The sequence below is a fragment of the Streptomyces sp. NPDC048506 genome, from assembly GCF_040651315.1.
GTDB lineage: Bacteria > Actinomycetota > Actinomycetes > Streptomycetales > Streptomycetaceae > Streptomyces.
The window spans coordinates 205454-228522 of record NZ_JBEZIX010000001.1; the positions used below are offsets into that span (position 1 = coordinate 205454).

General features: G+C 72.5%; 16 protein-coding genes. 12 read left to right on the forward strand and 4 right to left on the reverse strand.

All coding sequences use genetic code 11. The features are described 5' to 3' along the window. Positions 1-237: 237 nt before the first annotated feature. The 5 genes from AB0C96_RS00930 to AB0C96_RS00950 all read left to right on the forward strand — a co-directional run bounded on the left by AB0C96_RS00930 (position 238) and on the right by AB0C96_RS00950 (position 6494). On the forward strand, positions 238-1509 hold the full coding sequence (locus AB0C96_RS00930) for an aspartate kinase (protein WP_362912263.1): 1272 nt from the start codon (positions 238-240) through the stop codon (positions 1507-1509). After that, on the forward strand, positions 1506-2621 hold the full coding sequence (locus AB0C96_RS00935) for an aspartate-semialdehyde dehydrogenase (RefSeq protein ID WP_362912265.1): 1116 nt from the start codon (positions 1506-1508) through the stop codon (positions 2619-2621). The genes AB0C96_RS00930 and AB0C96_RS00935 overlap by 4 nt, the downstream gene beginning before the upstream one ends. 730 nt (positions 2622-3351) lie before the next feature. Then, positions 3352-4014 (forward strand): SigE family RNA polymerase sigma factor, encoded by a 663-nt coding sequence (locus AB0C96_RS00940; protein ID WP_362912267.1) that lies wholly within the window; start codon positions 3352-3354, stop codon positions 4012-4014. Then, on the forward strand, positions 4011-5366 hold the full coding sequence (locus AB0C96_RS00945; protein ID WP_362912269.1) for a hypothetical protein: 1356 nt from the start codon (positions 4011-4013) through the stop codon (positions 5364-5366). The genes AB0C96_RS00940 and AB0C96_RS00945 overlap by 4 nt, the downstream gene beginning before the upstream one ends. Positions 5367-5453: 87 nt before the next feature. After that, positions 5454-6494, forward strand: a complete 1041-nt coding sequence (locus AB0C96_RS00950; protein WP_362912271.1) for an SURF1 family protein — start codon at positions 5454-5456, stop codon at positions 6492-6494. Positions 6495-6603: 109 nt separating this feature from the next. Here AB0C96_RS00950 and AB0C96_RS00955 read toward each other — a convergent pair whose 3' ends face one another. Then, positions 6604-6885, reverse strand: a complete 282-nt coding sequence (locus AB0C96_RS00955; RefSeq protein WP_362912454.1) for a hypothetical protein — start codon at positions 6883-6885, stop codon at positions 6604-6606. On the opposite strand from AB0C96_RS00955, the gene AB0C96_RS00960 reads away from it, so the two are divergent. Beyond that, positions 6874-7896 carry a cation diffusion facilitator family transporter gene (locus AB0C96_RS00960; protein ID WP_362912442.1) on the forward strand — a complete coding sequence of 341 codons (1023 nt, stop codon included), beginning with the start codon at positions 6874-6876 and terminating at the stop codon, positions 7894-7896. The genes AB0C96_RS00955 and AB0C96_RS00960 overlap by 12 nt on opposite strands. A 72-nt stretch (positions 7897-7968) precedes the next feature. Here AB0C96_RS00960 and AB0C96_RS00965 read toward each other — a convergent pair whose 3' ends face one another. Further along, positions 7969-9756 (reverse strand): prolyl oligopeptidase family serine peptidase, encoded by a 1788-nt coding sequence (locus AB0C96_RS00965; RefSeq protein ID WP_362912444.1) that lies wholly within the window; start codon positions 9754-9756, stop codon positions 7969-7971. Between the two features lie 189 nt (positions 9757-9945). On the opposite strand from AB0C96_RS00965, the gene AB0C96_RS00970 reads away from it, so the two are divergent. Both AB0C96_RS00970 and AB0C96_RS00975 read left to right on the forward strand, forming a co-directional pair. Beyond that, a complete protein-coding gene (locus AB0C96_RS00970) occupies positions 9946-10779 on the forward strand; it encodes a class I SAM-dependent methyltransferase (protein WP_362912273.1) in 834 nt (277 codons plus the stop codon). A gap of 325 nt (positions 10780-11104) precedes the next feature. After that, positions 11105-12175, forward strand: coding sequence for a hypothetical protein (locus AB0C96_RS00975; RefSeq protein ID WP_362912275.1), 1071 nt, complete (start codon positions 11105-11107; stop codon positions 12173-12175). 93 nt (positions 12176-12268) lie between these two features. On the opposite strand, the gene AB0C96_RS00980 is transcribed toward AB0C96_RS00975, so the two are convergent. Beyond that, the gene (locus AB0C96_RS00980; RefSeq protein WP_362912277.1) at positions 12269-13561 is read right to left on the reverse strand and encodes a cytochrome P450; all 1293 of its coding nucleotides are present in this window, start codon (positions 13559-13561) and stop codon (positions 12269-12271) included. Between the two features lie 84 nt (positions 13562-13645). Further along, entirely contained in the window at positions 13646-14371 is a 726-nt protein-coding gene (locus tag AB0C96_RS00985; RefSeq protein WP_362912279.1) for a helix-turn-helix domain-containing protein, read from the reverse strand. A gap of 261 nt (positions 14372-14632) precedes the next feature. Here AB0C96_RS00985 and AB0C96_RS00990 point away from each other — a divergent pair, with 261 nt between their 5' ends. The 4 genes from AB0C96_RS00990 (at position 14633) to AB0C96_RS01005 (ending at position 22957) form a co-directional block, all read left to right on the forward strand. After that, complete coding sequence (locus tag AB0C96_RS00990; protein WP_362912281.1) at positions 14633-18130, forward strand: amino acid adenylation domain-containing protein; 3498 nt, start codon at positions 14633-14635, stop codon at positions 18128-18130. 26 nt (positions 18131-18156) lie between these two features. Next, a complete protein-coding gene (locus AB0C96_RS00995) occupies positions 18157-19689 on the forward strand; it encodes a lyase family protein (RefSeq protein WP_362912283.1) in 1533 nt (510 codons plus the stop codon). Further along, positions 19689-20621 (forward strand): kinase, encoded by a 933-nt coding sequence (locus tag AB0C96_RS01000; RefSeq protein ID WP_362912285.1) that lies wholly within the window; start codon positions 19689-19691, stop codon positions 20619-20621. The genes AB0C96_RS00995 and AB0C96_RS01000 overlap by 1 nt, the downstream gene beginning before the upstream one ends. A gap of 80 nt (positions 20622-20701) precedes the next feature. Beyond that, positions 20702-22957: a pyridoxal-phosphate dependent enzyme gene (locus AB0C96_RS01005; protein WP_362912287.1), complete on the forward strand. Its 2256-nt coding sequence runs from the start codon at positions 20702-20704 to the stop codon at positions 22955-22957. The last annotated feature ends 112 nt before the right edge of the window (positions 22958-23069 follow it).

Consider the following 23069-nt stretch of genomic DNA (forward strand, 5'->3'; position numbering starts at 1 on the left):
TCCGTGTGTACCGGCCCTGAGCGGGCATGTGCTGGCCGAGCGGGCGCGACGGTGCGCCATGCGGAACCGCCGAGCCGGACATGACCACACAGTGGGCTGCGCGTCTCAGGAACGCATCTCACCATGTGGTATCGGACGGGCGGAATCCGCTCGCTCGTTAGACTGAGCCGACCGCAGTACCCCCATGTCCGGGGGTCCGGGAGGAAACTCCCGAAGAGACAGTTGCGAGGAGCGCACGTGGGCCTTGTCGTGCAGAAGTACGGCGGCTCATCCGTTGCGGATGCCGAGGGCATCAAGCGCGTTGCCAAGCGAGTCGTCGAGGCCAAGAAGAACGGCAACCAGGTTGTCGTGGTGGTCTCGGCGATGGGCGACACGACGGACGAGCTGATCGATCTCGCGCAGGAAGTGTCCCCGATCCCGTCGGGGCGCGAGTTCGACATGCTGCTGACCGCCGGAGAGCGGATCTCCATGGCCCTGCTGGCCATGGCGATCAAAAACCTCGGTCACGAGGCGCAGTCCTTCACCGGTAGCCAGGCCGGTGTCATCACCGACTCCGTGCACAACAAGGCACGGATCATCGATGTCACGCCGGGCCGTATCAAGGCCTCCATCGACGACGGCAACATCGCCATCGTCGCCGGCTTCCAGGGCGTGTCCCAGGACAAGAAGGACATCACGACGCTCGGGCGCGGTGGCTCGGACACCACCGCCGTGGCGCTCGCCGCCGCCCTGAACGCCGACGTCTGCGAGATCTACACCGATGTGGACGGTGTCTTCACCGCCGACCCGCGGGTCGTGAAGAAGGCCCGGAAGATCGACTGGATCTCCTTCGAGGACATGCTGGAGCTCGCCAGCTCCGGCTCCAAGGTGCTGCTGCACCGTTGCGTCGAGTACGCACGCCGTTACAACATCCCGATCCACGTCCGCTCGTCCTTCTCGGGCTTGCAGGGCACCTGGGTCAGCAACGAACCGCAAGGGGACCAGCCGATGGAGCAGGCAATCATCTCGGGCGTCGCACACGACACCTCCGAGGCGAAGGTCACGGTCGTCGGTGTCCCGGACAAGCCGGGTGAGGCCGCGCTCATCTTCCGGGCGATCGCGGACTCCGACGTCAACATCGACATGGTCGTGCAGAACGTCTCCGCCGCGTCGACCGGGCTGACCGACATCTCCTTCACGCTGCCGAAGACCGAGGGCCGCAAGGCCGTCGCGGCTCTGGAGAAGACCCGCACCAAGGTCGGCTTCGACTCGCTGCGCTACGACGACCAGATCGCCAAGATCTCGCTGGTCGGCGCGGGGATGAAGACCAACCCGGGCGTCACCGCGACGTTCTTCGAGGCGCTGTCCAACGCCGGCGTGAACATCGAGCTCATCTCGACCTCCGAGATCCGCATCTCGGTCGTGACCCGGGCCGATGACGTCAACGAGGCGGTGCGCGCCGTGCACACCGCCTTCGGTCTCGATTCGGAGAGCGACGAAGCCGTGGTCTATGGCGGCACCGGACGATGATCCCGGCCGAGGCGGGCCGTCCGTCCCTCGCTGACACCGCGGGGGCGGACGCCCGTACGGCTTGCAAGCCGCATCTCGCCGTCGTCGGTGCCACCGGCGCCGTCGGCTCGGTGCTGCTCGGCATCCTGTCCGAGCGTGCCGACATCTGGGGCGAGATCCGGCTGATCGCCTCGCCCCGCTCGGCCGGCCGCAAGCTGACCGTGCGGGGTGCGGAGGTCGAGGTCGTCGCGCTGGGCGAGGAGGCCTTCGACGGCATCGACGTCGCGATGTTCGACGTGCCGGACGAGGTCTCCGCGCAGTGGGCACCGGTGGCGGTGTCCAAGGGCGCGGTGGTGGTGGACAACTCCGGCGCGTTCCGGCTGGATCCGGACGTGCCGCTGGTCGTTCCCGAGGTCAATGCGCACACCGCGCGGGTGCGTCCGCGCGGCATCATCGCCAACCCCAACTGCACCACCGCGTCGATGATCGTCGCCCTGGGCGCGCTGCACGCCGAGTACGGGCTGAGCGAGCTGGTCGTCTCCTCGTACCAGGCGGTCTCCGGGGCGGGGAAGTCCGGTATCGACACCTTGCGCGCCCAACTGTCCGCGGTCTCCGGCACGGAACTGGGGACGACGCCCGGCGACGTACGGCGGGCCGTCGGGGACACGCTGGGGCCGTTCCCGGCGCCGATCGCGCTGAACGTCGTGCCCTGGGCGGGCTCGCTCCAGGAGGACGGCTGGTCCTCGGAGGAGCTCAAGGTCCGTCACGAGACCCGCAAGATCCTGGGGTTGCCGGACCTGCCGGTCACCGCGACCTGTGTGCGGGTGCCGGTGCTCACCACCCACTCGCTGGCCGTGCACGCACGGTTCGAGAACGAGGTCACGGTCGCCGGCGCACACGAGATTCTGGCCGCGGCGCCAGGAGTGGTGCTGTGCGACGACCCGGCGGAAGGGGAGTTCCCCACGCCGTCCGATGTGGTCGGGACCGATCCGACGTGGGTCGGGCGGGTGCGGCGCTCGCTGGACGATCCGCGGGCGCTGGAGCTGTTCGTGTGCGGGGACAACCTGCGCAAGGGGGCGGCGCTGAACACGGCGCAGATCGGCGAGTTGGTGGCGGCGGAACTGCGGCGGTAGACGCGGGCGGTGCGGTCGTCGTGGTTGTCGCGGGCGATGCGAGCGGTGCGTTCGGCGAGGGCGATGTGGGCGCTGCGGGCGGCGCGTTCGGTGGCCGGGGGTGCGTTCGGCGAGGGCGGTGGCCGGGGGTGCTGGAGGGGTCGGGGACGTCGGACGATTCAATGGGGTCGGACGATTCGACGGGTCGGGCGCATCGCATGGGGTCGGGCGAGTCGCATGGGGTCGGGCGGTTCGGCGGTCTCCGTTTTCGGCGGTTTCCGTTTTCGGTGGTCTCTGTTGTAGTGGAGCGGGTGGCCGATGTGTCGGGGATTCCTGAGGGTCGTGGGGCTCATGCATGCGTCCTGGGTGGACACTGGGCGTATGGGGTTTGCGACTTGGCGTGATTGGCCGTCGCGGGCCGACCTGCTGGGAGATACTTTGTGGGACGTGTGAAGATCCTGTGAGCGAATTGCCGGCCCATACCTCTTGATCTGGGCTGACGATCTGTTCGACCATTCGCTCCCCGCCATACTGCAACCGGCAGTTGGGTGGGGGGCGTCTTTGTGGCCACCCTCATGGGTGGCTCGGGGTGTCCGCGGGCCGGTCGGTGAGCCCTCGGGTATCAGGGGCGATCGCGTCGGGATGAATAGGGCATTCGGGAAGAGCTGGTACGCATGAGGGCATTTGATGCATCGTCAAAAGCGGTGCCTTGCGCGTACAACCCTCATAGGGGGAAGCGTGTCCAACAGACGTGGCAGAGGTACTCGGATTCACTATCGCCCCGGCGGGCGCAGCAGGCGCAACAGTGCGCCCGCAGCGGCCCCGTGCGGCCGGGGGCATGCCGGTGATCGCCCCCTGGCCCACAACGCGCCCCGCGCAGCTTCCTTCTCAGCGTGGGGACACTGACGACGCGATGGCAGCGGGCACCACAGTCGACCACCTCACCGAGACGTACCGCGCGCACTACCGCTCCCTGCTCGGCCTCGCCGCCCTGCTCCTCGACGACACCGCCTCCTGCGAGGACGTCGTCCAAGAGGCCTTCATCCGCGTGCACTCCGCGCGCGGGCGCGTGCGCGACCCCGAGAAGACCCTGGCCTACCTCCGGCAGACCGTCGTCAACCTCTCGCGCTCCGCGCTGCGCCGCCGCATCCTCGGGCTCAAGCTGCTCTCCAAGCCGATGCCCGACATGGCGAGCGCCGAGGAGGGCGCGTACGACCTGCTGGAGCGCGACCAACTGATCAAGGCGATGCGAGGGTTGCAGCGCCGGCAGCGCGAGGTGCTGGTGCTCCGCTACTTCGCCGATATGACCGAGGCCCAGGTGGCCGAGACGCTGGGCATATCGCTCGGCTCGGTCAAGGCCTACGGGTCGCGGGGTATCGCGGCGCTCCGCGTCGCGATGGAGGCTCCGGCATGAGTGGCAAGAGGTTCGGCCGGTACGACCCGCTCGACACGTTCGGCTCGACGGGCCCGATGGGCGCGACGGACTCGCCCGAGGCACGGGAGGCGGCGGGCCCGGAGGACCGTCCGGACGGCACGGCGGACGACGACCGTGCGCGGATCAGCCGTACCCGGCCGATCGCCGTGCACGACGGCGATGGCGATGGCGATGGCGAAGCCCGTGACGTGCACGATCGGGACGTACAGGCCGACGTGGCGTTCGGCGGCTTCGGCAGCCTGGGCGGCCTTCTCGGCGGCAACGGCGGGGATGACGGCGACCGGCACGGCCGGAGCCACCCCACCGGCGGTGGCTTCGGCGGCGAGGACGAGCTGAGGCGACTGCTCCAGGACCGCGTGGGCGCCCTCGAACCCGCACCGGACGCGCTGGAGCGGCTGCGCCTCGCGGTCCCGGCGCGCCGGCAGCGCCGTCGGCACGTCGTCGTCGGCGCGGCCGCCGCGCTGCTGCTCGGCGGCACGTCCATCCCCGCCATGATCCATGTGGCGGACCTCGCGGACGGCTCGACGGACCGGCCCGCCAACGCCGCGAGCAGCCAGCAGGCACACGACGGAGCCGACGGGGCCCACGGCGAGGGCACCGAGCAGGCCGGGCCCCGACCGACCGGCACGGGCGCAGCCAAGCCCGGCGGGGGCAAGCCCGCGGGCAAGGACACCGGCACCGCGAAGAACGGCACCGGCCACGGCGCCGGGGCGGGCACCCCCGCCCCGGACGAAACCATGGACGTCACCTCGCCGGTGTGCAGCCGCGACCAGCTCGGACAGGGCAGCGGCACGGTCCAGCCGGCGGACTCCTCGGGCCGCGTCTACGGCGCGTTCCGGGTGGTCAACACCTCCGGTGCGGCCTGCTCCGTCGAGGGCGGCGGCACCATCGGCGTGGTGGCGCAGGGCGCCACGAACCCCGACCGCATCCATGTCGTCGACCACACCTCGGGCGACGACGCGACCGGCCTGCCCGACCCGGCCACCACCCCTGACCAGCTGGTCCTCAAGCCCGGAGAGGCGTACGAGGTCAAGTTCGCCTGGATCCCGGAGGCCGGCGGCGGCCCCACGGGATGCGTCAACCCCGGGCCCTCGCCGACGCCCGACCCGTCCAAGACCCCGGGCCAGTCCCCGGACGCAGGGGCCACGACTGCCGGTGACGGCGGCGGCCAGGCGGGCGGTGAAACGGGTTCTGGCGACGGCGGGGCCGCGACCGGAGGAATCGTTCTCAGCCATACGCCGGAGGCCGGGCCGCCCACCGCGACCGACGCCAAGATCGCCGATGCGTGTGCCGGAACCGTGTACCACACGGAGGCGCTGACGGCCCAGTGACGGCCGTCGGCCCAGGCGCCGGCCGCCGCGTCGGGCCGTGGAGGGGGCGGTGCGGTCCCTCCGTGCGGGCCCCGTACCGTTGATGGTGTGTACCGGTTCCTGCTGACCCCGCGGTGGTGGGGGATCAACGTCTTCGCCGTACTGGCGATTCCCTTCTGCGTCTTCATGGGCAGCTGGCAGCTGGGCCGCTTCGAGGACCGGGTCGACAGCCACCAGCAGCAGATGGACCGCTCCGATCGGGCCCAGGCCGCGGCGGCCCGGCCCATCGAGAGCCTGCTGCCCGTCGACCAGGTCACCTCCGGCCGTCAGGCCAGCGCCCGCGGGCACTACGACACCGGCCACCAACTGCTCGTACCGGGCCGCACCTTGAAGGACGCGCACGGTGTGCGGCAGGGCTTCTACGTCCTCAACCTGCTGCGGACTGACGACGGCAAGGCGCTCCCGGTCGTACGGGGCTGGCTGCCCGGCGACGCCGACGTCACGGCCGACGCGGCGAAGGTGCCCGCCCCGCCCAAGGGCGAGGTGACGGTCACCGGGGCGCTCCAGGCCTCCGAGAACCAGGGCACCGACGGCGTGCAGGCGGGCGGCGGGCTGCCGCGGGGCCAGCTCGGCATGATCAGCGCGGCGTCACTGGTCAACATCGTGCCGTACCCGGTCTACGACGGCTGGATCACCCTCACCGACACCCAGGCTCCGCTGCGCGCCGTCCCACCGGCCGCCGTAGAGGGCAGCGGCCTGGACCTCAAGGCGTTCCAGAACCTCGGCTACACCGGTGAGTGGTTCGTCTTCGCCGGCTTCGTCGTCTTCATGTGGTTCCGCCTCTTCCGCCGCGAAGCCGAGGCCGCCCGGGATGCGGCGCTGGGCATCCTGCCGGCGTCGGCGTCGGCGTCGGCGTCGGCGACGGTGACGGAGTCGGAGTCGGAGTCGGAGTCGGTCACGGCTTCGGCGGCGGTGACGGCGAAGGTGGCTGAGGGGGCGGAGACGCCGGTGGAGGCGCCGGCGGCTGCGGCCGTGGTTGCGCCTGCGGAGGCGTCGGTGGAGGCGTCGGTGGAGGCGGGCGAGGGGCACGGCGGCGCGGCAGGTTCCGATGACGGTGAGGCAGCCGGGGTCGGGTCGGGGCAAGGCTGAGGGGCGGGGGGCGCGAGGGGTGGAGTGGCTGCTCCTCCGGGGGGCTCCCCCCCGCCCCCGCCCCCGCCCCACCCCTCCCCACCCCCACTTGCAACGGATTCGCACCTGGTCATAGGGCGTACGACCGTTGTAGCCGCAATCGGATCGGCGTGCCACGGTAGGTCTTATGGCAGGCAACCATCCGCATGTGCACCGCCACCATCCCCGCGCCGATCACGACGAGCACGCCGGTCACGACGAGCACGCCGATCGCCACGAGCACGCTGATCGCCATGCGCACGTCGACCACCACCTGCACGCCGACCAGCACGTGCATGTCGACCACCCCGTGCACGTCGACCACCCCGCGCACGCCGACCAGCCGCACGTCGATCACCACCTGCACGCTCACGGAGACCACCGGCACCGCGGCGGTCCGTGGGTGCGGCTGTGGCATCGGGTCGGGCATCTGGTCACGCCGCACAGTCACGAGGCCATGGACAAGGTCGATGCGGCGATGGAGACCTCCCGGGCCGGGATGCGCACGTTGTGGTTGTCGCTCGGCATCCTCGGGCTGACCGGGGCGATCCAAGCGGTGATCGTCGTGCTGTCCGGGTCCGTGGCGCTGCTCGGCGACACGATCCACAACGGTGCCGACGCGCTGACCGCCGTCCCGCTCGGCATCGCCTTCGTCCTCGGTCGTCGGGCGGCCAACCGCCGCTACACCTACGGCTACGGCCGCGCCGAGGACCTCGCCGGTATCGCCATCGTGCTGACCATCGCCGTCTCCTCCCTCCTGGCCGCCTACGAGGCCATTGACCGCCTGCTGCACCCCCGTGACGTCAGCCACCTATGGGCCGTTGCCATCGCCGCGGTGATCGGGTTCATCGGTAACGAGTGGGTGGCCCGCTACCGCATCCGCACCGGACGCAGGATCGGCTCCGCCGCCCTGGTCGCCGACGGGCTGCACGCCCGTACCGATGGATTCACCTCCCTCGCCGTCCTCCTCGGCGCGGGCGGCGTGGCGCTCGGCTGGCGCCTCGCCGACCCGCTCGTCGGTCTGCTGATCACCGCGGCCATCCTCATGGTCCTGCGCGACGCCGCCCGCGAGGTCTACCGACGGTTGATGGACTCGGTCGATCCGCAGTTGGTCGACACCGCCGAGGCCACCTTGCGCACGGTGCGCGGCGTGCGCGGCGTCGGGCAGGTCCGGATGCGCTGGATCGGCCACAGCCTGCGTGCCGAGGCCGACATCGTGGTCGACGCGGAACTGACCGTGGTGCAGGCCCATGCGCTCGCCGTCGCCGCCGAGCACGCCCTCATCCACGCCGTCCCGCGGCTCGCCGCCGCGACCGTCCACACCGACCACACCAGCGACGGCACGGACCCGCACGCGGCCCTCGCCCACCATGGCGCGGTGTGACGACTCCTACGGCGGGCGGAGGGCCTGGCGTGGCACATGGGGGCGGGGGTCCGGCCGGCTTCGGCGGCTCCGCTAGTCCTGCCGGCTCCCTCCGGTGACGTGGCGTCGGGCGAAGTCGAGCTCCAGGCGGAGCTGCTTGATGCGTTCCTCCACCACGAGGGAGCCGTGGCCGGCGTCGTAGCGGTAGACCTCGTGGGGGTGGGCGCGGTCCTCCAGGCGCTTGACGTAGTTCTCCACCTGCCGGATCGGGCAGCGGGGGTCGTTGACGCCGGCGGAGATGTAGACCGGTGCCCGTACCGCGTCCACGTAGGTCAGCGGGGAGGAGGCCTCGAACCGCTCGGGGACCTCCTCGGGAGTGCCGCCGAGCAGGGTGCGGTCCATCGCCTTGAGGGCTTCCATCTCGTCGTTGTACGCCGTGACGTAGTCCGCGACCGGGACCGCGGCCAGGCCCACCGCCCAGGCGTCCGGCTGCGTACCGAGCCCCAGCAGGGTCAGGTAGCCACCCCAGGAACCGCCCGCCAGCACCAGCCGTTCGGCATCCGCGAGACCGGACTCGACCGCCCACTCACGCACCGCGGCGATGTCCTCCAGCTCGATCAGGCCGACGCGGTGCTTGAGCGCGTCCGTCCAGGCCCGGCCATAGCCGGTCGAGCCGCGGTAGTTGACGCGGACGACCGCGAAGCCGTGGTCGACCCAGGCCGCCGGCGACGAGGCGAAGGCGTCGCTGTCGTGCCAGGTCGGGCCGCCGTGTATGTCGAACACGGTGGGGAAGGGGCCTTCGCCGGCGGGCTGCTGGACCAGCGCGTGGATCCGGCCGCCGGGGCCGTCCACCCAGACGTCCCGCACCGGCACCGACCCGGGTGCCGTCATCCCGGGCGGGTCCAGGACGACCCGGCCGCTCGTCGAGCGCACCTCGGGGGGCTGGGCGGCCGACGACCACAGGAACTCGATCGTTCCGTCGGGCCGCGCCGTGGCGCCCGAGACCGTACCGGCCGGGGTGTCGACCCGGGTGAGGGCGGGGCCGCCGGCACCCAGGTCGTACCGCCACAGCTCGCTGCGCGCCTGGTACTCGTGCTCCACCAGCAGGGCCGAGCCGTCCGGATACCAGTCGGCGCCCACGTCGCCGGGCAGATCGATCTCCAGCGGCGTCTCCACACCGGTCAGCGGGTCCCAGATCATCGGCTCCCACCGGCCCCGGCGCTGGTGGCCCACCAGCAGCCGGGCGTCGCCGTCCACGGGGGCGAAGCCCATCACCGACAGGCCCAGCTCCTCCGTCCCGCCCTTGGTGTCGTCCAGCTCCGCGACCGTGGAGCCGTCGGGGCGGACGATGCGGATCGCGGAGTGCATCGCATCGCCGTGCTCGGTGTGCTCCAGGGCGATCAGCGAGCCGTCGTACGAGAGGTCGCCCACGCCCGCCGATTCGCGGTGGCGGTAGATCTCCACCGGCTGCTGCCCTGGCCTGGCGACATGGATCGTCGAACCGTCCTCGTCCGTGGAGCGGCCGATGACGGACGTGCCGTCCCGGCCGATGGCGAGGCCTCCCGGGTAGGAGGGTTCGAGCCCGGGGGTGGCCGGCTCGTCCGCACCGCCCGCGAACGGCTGACGCATCCAGACACCGAACTCGTCGCCGTCGGTGTCGGAGAACCACCAGATCCACTCGCCGTCCGGGGACAGGGTCCCGTCCGTCGTGCCGTTCGGCCGGTCCGTGACCTGGCGCTGCCCGCCCGTCGCACGGTCCCAGGCATACAGCTCGAAGGTGCCGGTGGCGTTCGAGACGAACAGGGAGCGGTCCGGGGCGTCCTCGGCCCACTCCGGCAGCCCGATCCGCGGTGCACGGAAGCGCTTCTCCCAGTCGGGCATTCCGGCGCCCGCTATCGGGGTGGCCGGGCCCGTCGCCGTCACGGAGGAGCCGCCGGCTGCGGTCGCCGGAGGAGTTGGGTCGGTGGAGCGGTCGGGGGCTGTGGTCGTCTCGTCAGTCATGGGCCCATTCTGCGCCCGGCGCTCATAATGCGTTGGCGAGGAGCACAAGGCTGTGGATAACTTCGCGCTATGCCACGACACACCGGCCCCGACGACTGGCGGGAGACCAACCGCGCGAGGTGGGACGAGCGGGTCGCCATCCACACCGCCAGCGACTTCTATGACCAGGACGGGTTCCGACGGGCCCGGGACGTGATACGGGACTTCGAGGTCGCGGAGGTCGGCGACGTCACCGGCCGGTCACTCCTCCACCTCCAGTGCCACTTCGGCCAGGACACCCTCTCCTGGGCGCACCGCGGCGCCGCCCGCGTCGTCGGCCTCGACTTCTCCGAACCGGCCGTCGAGACCGCCCGCGAGCTGGCCGCCGCGCTCGGCTACGGCCCGGACCGCGCGGCCTTCGTCGCCGCCGACGTGTACGACGCCGCCGAGGCCGTCCCGGACGACGCGTACGACATCGTCTACACCGGCATCGGGGCGCTGAACTGGCTCCCGGACCTGGAGCGCTGGGCCGACACCGCCGCCTCCCTCGTCGCCCCGGGCGGCTTCCTCTACCTCGCCGAGTTCCACCCGCTGACCGATGCGCTGGACGACGAGAGCGGGGCGCGCGTCGTCCATGACTACTTCAGCCGGGACGCCTGGGTGGACGAAACGCCCGGCACCTACACCGACCGCGGCGCGCCGACAGTCAACAACCGCAGCGTCGAGTGGCAGCACCCGCTCGGCGAGGTCGTCTCCGCGCTGGCCGGAGCCGGCCTGCGCATCGACTTCCTGCACGAGCACGACATGACGATGTTCCAGCGGTTCGGCGCACTGAGCCGCGGCGACGACGGCTACTACCGCTTCCCGGGCGACCGGCCGCGCATCCCGCTGATGTACTCGCTGCGGGCGAGCCGGCCGCGCTGAGGGCCGCCGCTCCGCGTCCGGCCCGGGGCGGCTAATGTGGCGCACCGGACCGGCCGGGACGGCGGTAACGGGCGCCGGACATGCGGTTCAACGGGCGCCGGACGTGCGGTTCAACGGGCGTTGGGCGTGCGGTTCAACGGGCGTTGGGCGTGCGGTCTGACGGGCGCCGGGCGTGCGGTTTCTCGGTGCCGGTGCCGGTGCCGGTGCCGGTGCCGATGCCGGTGCCAGGGCAGGGGCCGGTGCCGGTGCCGGTCGGGAGTGACGAGAGCAAGCCGCCGCATGGCGTGGCGCCACGCGGCGGAGAACAACGGGGGATGCCGTGCGGGTGCCGATACGTCTTGCTGGTGCTGCGAGCCTCAGCGCGCTGCTGCTGTTGGCCGTGGGGTGTGCGGGCGCACCCGCCGACGGCAAGGCCTCCCCCGGGGCGTCGGACGCCGTGACGCCCGCGAAGCCGCTGCCGATGAAGCCCACCCCGCGCCAGGCCACCTGGACGGGCTCCGACCACACGGCGCACCCGTTGCGGATCACGCCCACCCGGCTGGCCCGCGGTTCGGACTCCGACCTCAAGCACATCCGGCTCGACGACGACCTCAAGGGGATGGTGCCGTACTACCTCACCTTCTCCTACACCAACACCGGCAAGAAGACGGTGAAGATGGCGTCCCCGGAGCGGAACTTCTCCGTCAACGGGGTGGACGGGCTGGCCGCCCAGCCGGTCTCGCTGTTCCGGACCAACCCGCTGGCCACCGACTCGGGCCTGCCGCCCGAGTGCCGCGAGGGCGGCGCGACGGAGCTGGCCGCCGGTGCCACGGCCGCGCTCTGCCAGATCTTCATGCTCCCCAAGAGCCAGCGGCCGGCGACCGTCTCCTACAAGGACGACGGCGGCGACACCCTCATCTGGCCGGTCGGCAACGCCGGCGGCAGCGCGAAGGGCGTGCTGGCGCCGGACGTGCCCGCGGACGGCATCACCGAGGACAGCCGGCGCCGCCCCGTCTCGCTGCGCATCACGCCGAAGGGCGTGCGTACCGGCTCCCTCGCCGACCTGAGCCGGTTCGACCTGGACGCGGACCAGAAGAAGATGGTGCCGTACTACGTGACGATGCAGTACCGGAACAGCGGCAAGTACGACCTGCTGCCCAGCATGAGCGAAGGGGTGTCGCTGCGGACCGCGGGCGGCCAGAGCGTGCAGCGGATGACGTTCATCGACATCGGCGGGCCCGGCGTGGCCAAGTGCCCCGAAGCCGTCCCCGACAAGATGGTGAAGCCGAACGGTGTGGTGACCGAGTGCTCCGTCCACCTGCTGCCCAAGGGCGACCCGCCGGCCGCCGTGCTCTTCACCGGTGACGGTGAGGGCTCGACACCGATCGTCTGGCGGGCGTCGGTCGACCAGCAGTAGGCAGTAGGCGGGCGAACCGCCGTGCACCGGCTGTCGGTTCGGCAGCCGGTGCAGTTGTCGGTGCAGCTGTCGGTGCAGCTGTCGGTGCGTCCCTCAGCGCAGGCGGACCGGCAGGGACGTCAGTCGCCAGGAGCCCGGCACCGGGGTGCGTTCCAGGCGGTCGGGTGCGATGCCCAGTGAGACGTCCGGGTAGTGGGCGAGCAGTCTGCCGAGGGCGACCTCGCCCTCCTGCTTGGCGAGGGTGGCGCCGAGGCAGTAGTGCGCCCCGTGGCCGAAGCCCACGTGGTTCTCGGCGTGGCCCGCGGGGTGCCGGGTCAGGTCGAGCCGCTCCGGGTCGGTGTAGTGGCGGGGGTCGAAGTTCGCCGAGACCAGGATGAGTTGGACGGCGTCACCCTTGCTGATCTTGGTGCCGGAGATCTCGACGTCCTCGGCGGCGTAGCGCAGCTGGGTCATGTGTACCGGTCCGCACCAGCGCATCAACTCGTGGACGGCGCGCGGCAACAGGGCCGGGTCGTCCTTGAGCAGGCGCAACTGGTCGGGGTGGGTGAGCAGGGCCAGGGTGCCGTTGCCTATGAGGTGGGCGGTGGTCTCGTGGCCGGCCAGGACGACCGTGAGGACCATGGTGACCATCTCGACGTCGCTGAGCCGGCTGCCGTCGTCGTCATGGGTCCGGATCAGCTCGCTGAGCAGGTCGTCGGTGAGGGCGCGGCGTCGCTCGCGGATCAGCTCGTGGATGTGGTCGATCATGGCGGGGAACGTGGTGCCGAGCCGGTCCGGTTGCAGGGAGATGAGGTCGGAGCCCCACTTCCGCCACTGCGGGCGGTCCTCCTCGGGGATGCCGACCAGTTCGCAGATGACCGTGATCGGCAGCGGGTAGGCGAAGTGCTGGATCAGGTCGACGACGCCGTCCTCGGCGTGCTCGGGGAGTCGGTCCAGCAGTTGGTCGGCGATCTCCTCGACGCGCGGCCGCAGGTTGGTGATCTTCCGTGCGGTGAAGGCACGGGAGACCAGGCGCCGCAGCCGGGTGTGGTCGGGCGCGTCATTGTTGAGGATCGACCCGGCGAGGTAGGGGCGGAGGTGCTCGGGGAGGCCCATCGTCTCCAGCAGCCGGGCCGTCGGGGAGTCCTCGGGCGCGCGGTCCAGGACCGGCGACACCGGGTCGTTCAGGAACCGCTGGTCGCGCAGGACCTGGCGGACCTCCTCGAAGCGGGTCACGAACCACATGGGCGAGTCGTCGACGAACCGCCCGCGGACGACCGGGCCCTGTTCGCGGAGCGCGCCGTAGCCGGTGAACGGGTCGTTGATCAGCGTCGGGTCCATCACGTTCGGCTCGCCCGGGTGTTTCCCGACGTGCTCGGTGAATGGAGAGCGGGGTACTGCCGACATCGTGCGTTCTCCTCCGGTTGGGAGTGGGTGGAGAGTCGCGGGCCGCCCTCAGGACGGCTCTCAGGACGGCTCTCAGGACGGCCCTCAGCTGCGGAGCTGGCGGTGCATCTCCTGCGCGCTGAGCTCTGCCAAGTGCTCGTAGAGGGCGATGACTTCGGGTGCGGCCGCGGCCGCCGCGACGGCGCGTACGGAATCGGGGTCCGGTGTCTCCAGTGCGCTGCGGACCGTCCAGGTGAGGATGTCGGCCCGTACCTCCGGGGTGTCCGGGGCCCGGTCCGCGAGCAGCGCCTCGGTGCTGAAGAAGCCGGAGACGGTGGCCATCAGGGAGTACCGCTGGTGGTGGACGTCGGCGTCGTCGCGTACCAGGCCGTGTTCGCGGAGTACTTGGAGGTGGCGGCCCAGCATCCGGTCGGTCTCGGCGATCAGCTGCGCGAACTCCTTCTTCGCGATGTCGTTGAGGCGGCCGAGCAGGTCGGAGTCGTCGGTGTACAGGGCGCGGAGCACCGGTCGGTGCAGGAACTCGCGGAACAGGCTGCCGGCCCGCCGGCTGGGCAGAACCTCCAGCGGGTCGTGACGCATCTGCGTCAACTGGCGCTGCTGGCTGTGGATCTGCTCCTTGACGAGGACGGCGAGGAACAGCGCGTCCTTGGTCTTCCAGTGCAGGTAGACCGTCCCCTTGCCCACCTTGGCGCGGCGGGCGATCTCGTCGATCGTCACCCGCCGGTAGCCCCAGGCGAGCAGCAGCTCGGCTGCCGCCTCAAGGATGCGCTCGGCCCGTTCGGCCCGTTCGGCCCGTTCCACCCGTTCCACTGCCCCGTTCCCCCCTGACTCCGTGACCAGATTTCGAATCTGGTCACGGAGTCAACGCTAGGGCGGCGGACAGCGACGGCGTAAGGAGGTTTCCAGCCAGCCGAGGGGCCCACAGCGACCGCCGCCGGAGGGCGGCCGGCCTGGCGTCGGCGGCCGGTAACGGTACGTCAGCGGCCTGTCAGTGCCCCTCGACAGCATGGTCGGGCAGGCGACGCCGGACAGCACAGTCCTCTGTACATTCCTCCGTAGGTTGGCGATCACGTGTCGAAGAATTTGGGCCGCTCCGTCGCGGCCGGAACGGCGGGCGAGCGCGCTTCGGGGGACGGCGGGGCGGGTGCGGCCGTCCGCATCCCACGATGGACCGCACCCGAGACCGGTGCGCCCGCGGTGGTGGCCGCCGAACTCGCCCTCCACGCGGGAACGGCCGCCCGCCTGATCGCGGTCGCCGAGGCCGGCGCCGCCCCGCTGGACGCCGCCCCGCTGGATCCAGCCCCGCTGGACGCCGTGCTGCTCGCCGCCCACCTCCGGGTGGTCGCGGCGCTCACCTCCCGGCAGGCGCCGGTCAGCGGGTACGTGCCCGCCGGTGGCGACCCGCGCACACCGCACCCGGTGGGCGCGACCGGGGTGCTGCGCACCAGCTGGCGCGAGCTCGTCGGACAGGCCGCGCAGGGTATCCGACGCCTCGACGAACCGGGCCCGGCCGACCGGCCGCAGCACGAATCCGTACTGGACCTGTCCGCCGCCGAACCGCCCGAAGTCCCGGAGGCGACCCCGCCTTTGTGGGTGCGGATCACCGTGCACGCCGGCCGTGTGACGGTGCGCGCCCGGTCGCGTACGGACGTCATGACCGACGAGCAGCTGACCCGGATCGTCGGCTACCACGGCCGGGCCCTGGAGCTGCTGGCCGCGCACCCGGACGCCCCGGCGGGCGAGCGGAGCCTGCTCGCCGAGGACGAACGGCACTTCCAGGTCTACGGGTTGGCGGGCCCGGCGGAGCCCTTCGACGGGAGGCTGTTCGTCGAGCGGTTCGAGGAACAGGTCCGGCACAACCCGGACGCGGTCGCGGTCTCGCACCGCGGCCGGTCGTGGACGTACGGACGGCTGAACGCCCGGGCCAACCGGATCGCGCACGCGCTGCTGGCGGACGGGCTCGACGACGAGGACGTGGTGGCCGTCGTGATGGAGCGCGGCCTGGAGTGGGCGGCGGCCACGCTCGGCGTGCTCAAGGCCGGCGGCTGCTACCTGCCGGTGCAGCCGGACTTCCCGGCCGCCCGGATCGCCGCACAGCTCGACGGCGCCGGATGCCGGTTCGTGCTGGGCGCCGGCGAGGGTGCCCGCACCGCGGCGGGCGGCGCGGGCGCGCGCCGACTGCTGGACGCCGCCGCGCTGTGCACCGATGACACCAATGACACAGATGACACCAATGACACAGCTGACGGCGACGTCGTCGCCGGGCACGGAGGCCGGCCCGACGACGCGGATCCCACCGGCAACCCCGGCCGGGCCCCGGCGCCCGGCCGGCTCGCCTACATCTACTTCACCTCGGGCTCCACCGGCACGCCCAAGGGCGTGATGTGCGAGCACGCGGGGCTGCTCAACCACCTGCTGATGAAGGTGGCCGACCTGGACCTCGGGCCCGGCGAGGTGGTGGCGCAGACCGCCGCGCAGTCCCTGGACATCTCGCTGTGGCAGCTCATCGCCCCGCTGCTGACCGGCGGCAGCGCCCGTATCGTGGACACCGACGTGCTCCTGGACGTGGACCGGTTCGTCACGGAGCTCACCGCCGCGCGGGCGACGGTCGTCCAGCTCGTCCCGTCCTACTTCGACGCGCTGATCACCGCCCTGGAGCGGCGCCCCCGCGACCTCGGCGGGCTGCGCGCGGTCTCGGTGACCGGCGAGGAGCTCAAACTGGACCTGGTGCGGCGGTGGTTCGCCTGCCAACCGGACATCCGGCTGGTCAACGCCTACGGCGCGACCGAGGTCTCCGACGACACCATGCACGAGGCCCTCGACCGGGTACCGGACCGCGGGTTCGTCACCCTCGGACGGATGCGCCGCAATGTGCGCGGCTACGTGCTCGACGAGCAGGGCGGGCTGGCGCCGCTCGGGGCCACCGGGGAGATCGTCTTCTCCGGCGTCGCGGTCGGCCGCGGCTATGTCAACGACCCGGTACGCACCCGGGCGGCCTTCGTGCCCGACCCGTTCCGGCCGGGCCAACGGATGTACCGGACCGGTGACTTCGGTCGCTGGCTGCCCGAGGGCCGGTTGCAGTTCCTGGGCCGCCGCGACCAACAGGTCAAGATCCGCGGATTCCGCATCGAGACCGGTGAGGTCGAGAACCGGCTGCTGGACGTCGACGGGGTGAAGGACGCGGTGGTCGTGGCCTCGGCCGGCAACGACCGGCACAAGGTGCTGGTCGCCTTCCTCATCGGCACCGGCCGCCCGGACGCCGGCCGCATCCGGGACGTCCTCGCCGGCCATCTGCCGGACTACATGATCCCCGCGTACTGCCACTGGCTGGACGCGCTGCCGGTCAGCGAGAACGGCAAGGTGGACCGGAAGGCGCTCACCGAGCTGGCCGGGACGCTCGGGCACGCCGACGTCACCGGCACCGCCCCCACCACCCCCACCGAACAGCGCCTGGCGATGGCCTGGGCCGAGGCCCTGAACGCGCCGCTCCAGTGCATCGGCCGGGCCGACGACTTCTTCACGCTCGGCGGCACATCGCTCTCCGCGACCTGGCTCGTGGTCAAACTCGACCGGCTGGTCTCGCTGGCCCAGATCGTCGCCCACCCGGTACTGGCCGACCTGGCGGCCGCAATCGACGCCGCGATCGATGCCGGGGTCGACGCCGCAACCGACGCGGGGCACCACGTCGGGGGCGCCGCCGCACGCAGCGGTTCCGAGGCCGCGCTGCTCCGGCCGCTGACGGGTGCGCCCCCGGACCGCGCCGTGCCCGTGGGCCGGCTGGTCTGCTTCCCCGGCGCCGGCGGGAACGCCGTCAACTTCCTCGCCCTCGCCCGGGAGCTGGCTCCCGGCGGCATCGAGGTGTACGGCGTGGAACTGCCCGGACACGACTTCGTACCCGGCCCGCAGGACCTGGTGGACGTGGCGGAGGCGGCCCGGCGGGTGGAGCACGAGCTGCGCCGGCTGCCCGCCGTGCCGCTCCTGCTGTGGGGCCAGGGGGAGGGCGCGGCGCCCGCGCTGGCGCTGGCCCGGCTGCTCCAGGACGGCCCCTGCGCCCCCCGCCGGGTCGTCGTCGGCGGCGCCGGGCCGGGCTGGCTGGCCGGGCTGCCGGAGCGGATGGACCGGGTCGCGGCGATGAGCGACCAGGAGGTCACCGCGACCCTGCTCCGCGAGGGTGCGTACGTGGAGTTCGACGGGCTCAAGCCCGAGCGGGCCCGGCTGCTGGGCCCCGCCTACCGGCACGACGTGCGCTCCGCGGGTCGCTTCCTGCTGGCCGCCCGGCAGCGCCCGGCCGACCACCGGGTCACGGCGGGCATCGACCTGGTCGTGGCCGCGGACGGCCCCGGCGCCCCGCCGGCCGCCGAGGACCGCGGACGGGAGGACTGGCAGTCCCTCTCCGAGGATGTGACGTACCGTCAACTCGACGCCGGTGGGCCCCACTTCCTACGAACCCGAGCGGCCGACGCCAAGGACGTGGTGCTGGCTGCTCTCACCCACCCCGCCCCGGCCCCGGCGCTCTCCCACCCCGCCCCGGCCCCGGCACCGTCCCGACCCGCCCCCTCGTCTCCGTGAGACCCCTTCGCCCCCGTGAGGAACGCATGCCCAACGACGATGTGACGGCGCCCCGTGCCGGCGGACCGGGCGGGCTGACCGGGCGGATCGCGTCCGGCCCGGACGCCCTGCTGCGCGCCGAGGTGCTCGAACCGCAGCTCCGCTTCGAGATCGACGCCCTGCTGCCCGGGTACGTCCAGCTGGAGAAGGTGCTGCTGCTGGAGTACCGGCGGCTCGGGCTGCTGGACGCCGCCCAGGTCGGCGCCGTCGCCGCACTGCTCGACCAGGTCACCCCCGAGGCCATCGCGCGGGAGGCCGGGGAGAGCATGAGCGACATCGCCTTCACCCTGGAGCGCTACGTCTCCCGCCGGCTGGCCGAGGTGCCGCCCGCCTGGCACGTCGACCGCAGCCGCAACGACCTCCAGGCCACCGCCCAGCTGATGTACGGCCGCGGCCGGCTGCTGGAGAGCGCCGAGGCGCTGCTGGCGTTCGGCCGTACCGCGCACCGGCTGGCCGGCCGCGGCGTCGGACTGGCGATGCCCGGCTACACCCATATGCAGCCGGCCCAGGTGATCAGTCCGGGCTTCTACTTCGCCGGGCTGTGCGACCAGGTGTTGCACACCCTGGAACGGTTGGACGCGGTGTACCGGACCGCCAGCGCCTCGCCGATGGGCGCGGGTGCCATGGCGGGCCAGGAACTGCCCTGGGACCGGGAGCGGATGGCCCGGCTGCTGGGCTTCACCGAGGTCCGCACGCACGCCCTGCGGGCGGTGGCGCAGCGCGACTGGGCGCTGGAGGCCTGCGCGGAGTTCTCGCTGCTGGGCGTGGCGCTGAGCCGGTTCGTCACCGACCTGATGACCTGGGGCAGCGCCGGGTACGGCTTCATCGACCTGCCGGACCACTGGTCGGGCATCTCCTCGGCGATGCCGCAGAAGAAGAACTACCCGGTGCTGGAGCGCATCCGGGCCCGTACGGCGCATCTGAGCGCGGCCTACACCGACATCGCCACCGGCCAGCGGAACACCCCGTACAGCAACTCCGTCGAGGTGTCCAAGGAGGCGAACGCGGGGGTGCCCGCCGCCTTCGACGCCTTCGGGTCGGTGCTGCGGCTGTTCGGTGCGGTGCTCACGAACCTGGAGTTCCGGGCGGACCGGATGCGGGAGGCCTGCGAGCGCGAGTACCTGGGCGGGTTCACCCTCGCCAACCTGCTGACGCTGCGGGCGGCCGTGCCCTGGCGCACCGCCCAGGTCGTCGCCGGGCGCTACATCGTGCGGGCCGTCGAGCGCGGACTGCCGCCCGCGGAGCCGGACGGCCCGCTGCTGGACGCCCTGCTGGCCGACGAGGGCCACCGGGCCGACGACGCCGCCGGGCTGCTGACCGAGGCGATGAGCGTGTCGGGCGGGCTCGCGGCCAAGCGCTCGGACGGCTCGGCCAGTCCGGACGCGGTACGGTCCCTGCTCACCGATCAGGAGGCCGCGTTCGACGCGCTGGCGGAGCGCTGGCGCGACCGGCGCGCCGGCATCGAGGAGGCGGCCGCCGGCCTCGACCGGCTGCTCGCCGGACCGGAGGGGCGGCAGTAGTGGCGACGGTCCCCGACGGGGCGGTGCAGGACGTCCTGGGGCGCGGCGCGGCCCCGTACGCGGCGGTGACCGGGATGAGCACCGCGTCCGGCACGTTCGGCGAGCTGCTCCAGGGCGTGCTGCCGGAGGAGAACAGCGACTTCCTGGTCACCCTGCCGATCGCCCGCTGGGCCCGGGTGACCTTCCACGGCACGCCCGGCGCCGACGCGTTGACGGTGCACCCGGCGCACAAGCACAAGGCGCTCCGGCTCGCCAGGATGATCACGCAGTCGTCGGCGACGCCGATGGGCGGGGTGCTGACGATCGAGAGCACGCTGCCCGAGGGCAAGGGGCTCGCCAGCTCCTCCGCCGACCTGGTGGCGACGGCGCGCGCGGTGGCCAATGCGCTGGGCGAGCCGATGCCGCCCCGGCGGATCGAGACGCTGCTGGCCGAGATCGAGCCGACCGACGGCGTCCTGTACCCGGGCATCGTGGCGTTCTACCACCGCCGGGTGGCGCTGCACTCCAGGCTGGGGCCGCTGCCGTCGATGACCGTGGTGGGCGTCGACGAGGGCGGCGAGATCGACACCGTCGCCTTCAACCGCATCCCCAAGCCGTTCTCCGCCGCGGACCGCGCGGAGTACGCCCGGCTGCTGGAGCGGATCACCACGGCGGTGGCCGCCGCCGACCTCGCCGAGGTGGGCGCGGTGGCCACCCGCAGCGCCCTGATGAACCAAGTGCTGCGTCCCAAGCGGACGTTGGAGCCGATGATCGAGGTCTGCCGGCAGGTCGGCGGGCTCGGCGTGGTGGTCGGCCACAGCGGGACGAGCCTGGGGGTGCTGCTCGACACCGCCGATCCCTCCTACCCGCAGCGGGTGGTGGACGCCGCGAGCGCGTGCTCCGAGCTCGTCGGCAACGTGACGGTCTATCGGACCTTGAGCTTCGACCGGTGACGCCCGGCGCCGCGGCCCCGGCGGGAGTTCGACGACGGGGCCGGGCCGGCCGGGTGCAGGGACGGGAAGAGAGAGCGCACATGCTGAGCCAGAACGTGATCGAGGCCATCGGCCATACGCCGCTGGTGCGCCTGCGACTGGGCGCCGACCGGGGCGTCGCGGTCTACGCCAAACTGGAGATGAACAACCTGTTCGCGATGAAGGACAGGGTCGCCAAGCAGATCATCACCGACGCCCGCCGCACCGGCGCGCTGGCCGAGGGCGCCCCCATAGTGGAGAGCTCCTCGGGGACCATGGCCCTCGGTGTCGCCCTGGTGGGCACCTCCCTCGGCCACCCGGTGCACATCGTCACCGACCCCCGGATCGACCGGATCACGCTGGCCAAGCTGGAGGCGCTGGGCTGCGAGGTGCACGTGGTGTCCGCGATGGACGACCGCGGCTGGCAGGGCGCCAGGCTGACCCGGCTGCGGGAGATCATGGACCAGAACCCGGGCGCGTTCTGGCCACGGCAGTACGAGAACCCGCAGAACCCGGCCGCCTACCGGCACCTGGCCGAGGAGCTGCTCGCCGACCTGGACACGGTGGACGTCCTGGTCGGTGCGGTGGGCAGCGGCGGTTCGCTGTGCGGCACCTCGCGGGTGCTGCGTGAGTCCCGGCCGGAGCTGTACGTGGTGGGGGTGGACTGCGTCGGCAGCGTGCTGTTCGGCCAGCCCGACCGGCCCAAGCGGCTCCAGAGCGGACTGGGCAACAGCCTGCACCCGAAGAACCTGGACCACGCCCTGATCGACGAGGTGCACTGGCTCAACGACCGGGAGGCGTTCGGCGCCACCCGCGACCTGGCCCGCGAGGAGAAGCTGTTCGCCGGCAACACCTCCGGCTCGGTGTACCGGGTGCTGGGCGCCATGGCCGAGCGGGCCACCCCGGGCACGACCGTCGTCGGCATCTTCCCGGACCGCGGTGACCGCTATGCGGACACCGTGCACAGCGGCGCGCACTGGGCCGAACAGGACCTGGAACGGCTGCCGTCGGCCACCGTGCCGCGTCAGGTGCTCGACGGCACGGAGGTGCACAGCTGGTCGTTCCGCCGCAACCGCGCCGACGCCCCGCGCCCGGCGTTCGTCTTCGTCGAGTCCAACACCACCGGCACCGGCATGCTGGCGCTGCGGATCGCGGCGGAGGCCGGCTACGAGCCGGTGCTGGCGACCGGTGACTCCACCCGGTACGCCGGGCTGGCGGAGACCGGCGCCACGGTCGTGGACTGCGACACCAACGACACCGATGCGCTGGTCCGCGCGGTGACCAAGGCGTTCGAGCCCGGGTGCATCGCCGGGGTGTCCACCACCAGCGAGTTCTACCTGGTGGCGGCGGCCGCGCTGGCCACCGCGGTCGGGCTGCCCGCGGAGCGCGCGGAGGCGATAGCCGGCTGCCGGAACAAGGGAGAGCTGCGCCGCACCCTTTTGCGGGCCGGGATCGGCCAGCCGGCGTTCGAGGTGGTGGCGGACGGGCCGTCGGCCGCCGCCGCGGCCGCCCGGATCGGCACGCCCTGCGTGGTCAAGCCGGTCGACGACTCCGGCTCGACGCGGGTGCGCCGCTGCGACACCGCGGAGCAGGCCGCCGCGCTGACCGAGGAGATCGTGGCCGTACGGACCAACGGCCGCGGGCAGGCCACGGCGGGTCGGGCGCTGGTCGAGCAGTATCTGGACGCGCCCGAGTACAGCGTGGAGATGTTCGGGGTGGACGGCCGGCACCGGCTGATCGGCATCACCGAGAAGACGGTGACCGGTGCGCCGCACTTCGTCGAGTCCCGGCACATCGTGCCGGCCGACCTGCCGGCCGAGGTGGCGCGGGAGATGACCGAGGCGGTCTCGGCCGCGCTGACCGCGACCGGCCTGGGCCGCGGCCCGAGCCACACCGAGGTCAAGCGCACCGCGTCCGGCAGCGCCGTCGTCGAGATCAACCCGCGGCTCGCGGGCGGGCTGATCCCCGAGCTCTACCGCCTCGCCACCGGCGTCGACCTGCTCACCGCCCAGGTGGGCTACGCCAGCGGGGCCGCCCCGGTACTGCCCGACGGCTTCGCCCGCCACGCCGGCATCCAGTTCATCCTGCCGACCGAGGCGGGGGTGCTGAAGGGCGTCACCGGATTGGAGGAGGCCCGGGCCGTGGCCGGGGTGGAGCGGGTGGTGGTCACCGCGGCCGAGGGCCGCCCCGTTGCCCCGCCCACCGATGCGTATGGCCGGATCGGCCATGTCGTCGCCGTCGGCGAGAGCCGGGCGGCGGTCACCGAGGCCCTGGACCGGGCTGCGGCGCTGATCCGCGTCGAACTGCGCGGCAGGTGACCGGCAGTCGGTCGAGCTGCCCGTAGGTGCACGACGGCGGACCCCGCCCCCGATTCCGAGGGGGCGGGGTCCCTGGCCGAGTGGCCGGATGTCGCCCAACTGCCGTACATGC